The following is a 2,173-nucleotide window of genomic DNA, read 5'->3' on the forward strand; positions in this document are numbered from 1 at the left end:
CAGGGCCGCGAGCTGCCGGCGTTCAGTGTCACTCAGTGGCTGCCGGGTGCTGACAAAGTGCCAATGCTCGGCAGCCACGATGCTCAGACTTGGCTCGACGGCCGCCACACGTTGCTGCAGGCCCTGCAGGCGGAAAGACGAGAATGCGGGGGCGCCGCGGAGAAACAGGAGATCGGCCATGGTGGGCGGGCAGGGCAGGCGAGCTGCGTACAAGGAAGGAACAGCGCGATTATAGCCGACCCGGGGGGTACTCTGGCCCGATGTCTCCCGGCAAGCGCTCCCGGGTCGCATGCAATGGTTGTGGATGATTCCGGGCGCCGCGCGGCTGGACTAGAATCTGGCCAGGACTTGCGCGCAGTGACCCGTGAAGCTGTTCCATACTGATAATTTGGGCTAGGATCCGGTCATGAAGACGGGCCTTCGATCACAAGCACTCTATCGCGCCGCCGACCTGCGCAACATCGAAACGGTCGCTGCCGACCAGCCCTTGATGGAGCGCGCCGGGCTGGCTGCCGCTGATCTGGCGACTTCGCTGTGCCGCCTGCAGGGGGGGGCACTGCTGGTTCTTGCCGGGCCGGGCAACAACGGCGGCGACGCTTTTGTCGCCGCCCGCCACCTGCGCGAACGTCGCTTTGCCGTGAGCATGGTCTTTGTCGGCGAACTCGGCCGTTTGCCGAAGGATGCCGCAGCCGCTTGCCGACGCTTCATCGACGACGGCGGCAGCGTGCTCGAGAGCATTCCCTCCGGCCAGTGCTGGGCGCTGATCATCGACGGCCTGTTCGGGATCGGTCTGCAGCGCCCGATCGGCGGTTTTCATAGCGAACTCGTTCTGGCGGCCAATACCCTCGCCGCACGCGACCGCTGCCCGCTGCTCGCCCTGGACTGTCCGAGTGGTCTCGACGCCGATACCGGAAAACTCTGCGGTGAGACGATTCGTGCCAGTCACACCATCACTTTCATCGCTGCCAAACCGGGGCTGTTCACTGCCGATGGCCCGGACCATTGCGGCTCGATTTCGGTCGCCACGCTTGACCTGAACGCCGAGCGGCTGGCGAAGGCGACGGCAAGAACGATCGGCACCGATCTGTTCGTCGATTGCCTGCGCCCACGTGCCAAAAACAGCCACAAGGGCAGCCATGGCAGCGCCGGCATTCTCGGTGGTGCGAGCAGTATGGTCGGCGCCGTTTTTCTGGCCGGTCGGGCAGCGCTGCGGCTCGGCAGTGGACGAGTCTATCTTGGACTGCTCGATCGGCAGGCGCCAGCGATCGACCCGGTGCAGCCGGAACTGATGCTTCGCCAGCCGGACGCGCTGCTTGCCGCTGGCCTCAGCGCGTTGGCCTGCGGGCCGGGCATGGGAAGCAGCGACCAAGCCGTGGCGCTGCTCGAACGAGCCAGTTCTCTCGACCTTCCGCTCGTGCTCGACGCTGACGCGCTGAATCTGCTGGCAGGCGAGAACCGTTTGCAGCAGGCGGTGGTGGTGCGCCGGGCGCCAACGCTGCTGACACCACATCCAGCCGAGGCTGCCCGTCTGCTTGGCTGCGATACCCCCTTCGTCCAGTCCGACCGTGCTGGCGCCGCGCTCGCCATTGCCAAGCGTTACCAGGCAATGGTGGTGCTGAAGGGTTGTGGCAGCGTCATCGCCACGCCTGCCGGTCACTGGTTCGTCAACACCAGCGGCAATCCCGGTCTCGCGACCGCCGGCAGCGGGGACGTGCTCAGCGGTTTCATCGTGGCACTTCTGGCGCAAGGCTGGCCAGCCCTCGAAACCCTCCTAGCGGCGGTGCATCTGCACGGCGCCGCGGCCGACGAACTCGTCGCCAGTGGCTGTGGACCGGTTGGCTTGACTGCTGGCGAACTCATCGACAGCGCGCGGGCCGGCTTCAACCGCTGGCTGGCGAACGGCCGATAGGCCATCGGCTACGCCGTCTCGAACAGCGCTGCCGCCGCCTGCTGACCGAGCTCGAAATAGCGTTTCTGGGCGCTGCTGTCCTTGAGCGAAATGGTCATGCTCTCCAGGCCCTTCGGGCGCAGCACGTGCAAGGGTTTGGCGTAATAGCGCCTGCCGCCGATCTCGGCACTCGTTGTTCCCATCGCCTTGAGCATCTCGTTGATCAAGGTCGCTTGCGCAAAGATGCGTGTGTTGGGCAGCGTCAGCTGCATGTCGCTGACCAGC

3 protein-coding genes are annotated in these 2,173 nt (G+C 65.7%); 1 reads left to right on the plus strand and 2 read right to left on the minus strand.

What is annotated here, in order from left to right:
* A partial coding sequence (locus AW06_RS19510) for a hypothetical protein (RefSeq protein WP_034953865.1) occupies nucleotides 1-180 on the minus strand: 180 nt, incomplete at its 3' end.
* Nucleotides 181-406: 226 nt separating this feature from the next.
* On the opposite strand from AW06_RS19510, the gene AW06_RS19515 reads away from it, so the two are divergent.
* A complete protein-coding gene (locus AW06_RS19515) occupies nucleotides 407-1,909 on the plus strand; it encodes a bifunctional ADP-dependent NAD(P)H-hydrate dehydratase/NAD(P)H-hydrate epimerase (RefSeq protein ID WP_034953868.1) in 1,503 nt (500 codons plus the stop codon).
* An 8-nt stretch (nucleotides 1,910-1,917) separates the two neighbouring features.
* Here the strand turns inward: AW06_RS19515 and AW06_RS19520 are convergent.
* Nucleotides 1,918-2,173, minus strand: a 256-nt coding sequence (locus AW06_RS19520; RefSeq protein ID WP_034953871.1) for a hypothetical protein, incomplete at its 5' end; no start/stop codon positions are given.

Source organism: Candidatus Accumulibacter cognatus, from assembly GCF_000584975.1.
Classification (GTDB): domain Bacteria; phylum Pseudomonadota; class Gammaproteobacteria; order Burkholderiales; family Rhodocyclaceae; genus Accumulibacter; species Accumulibacter cognatus.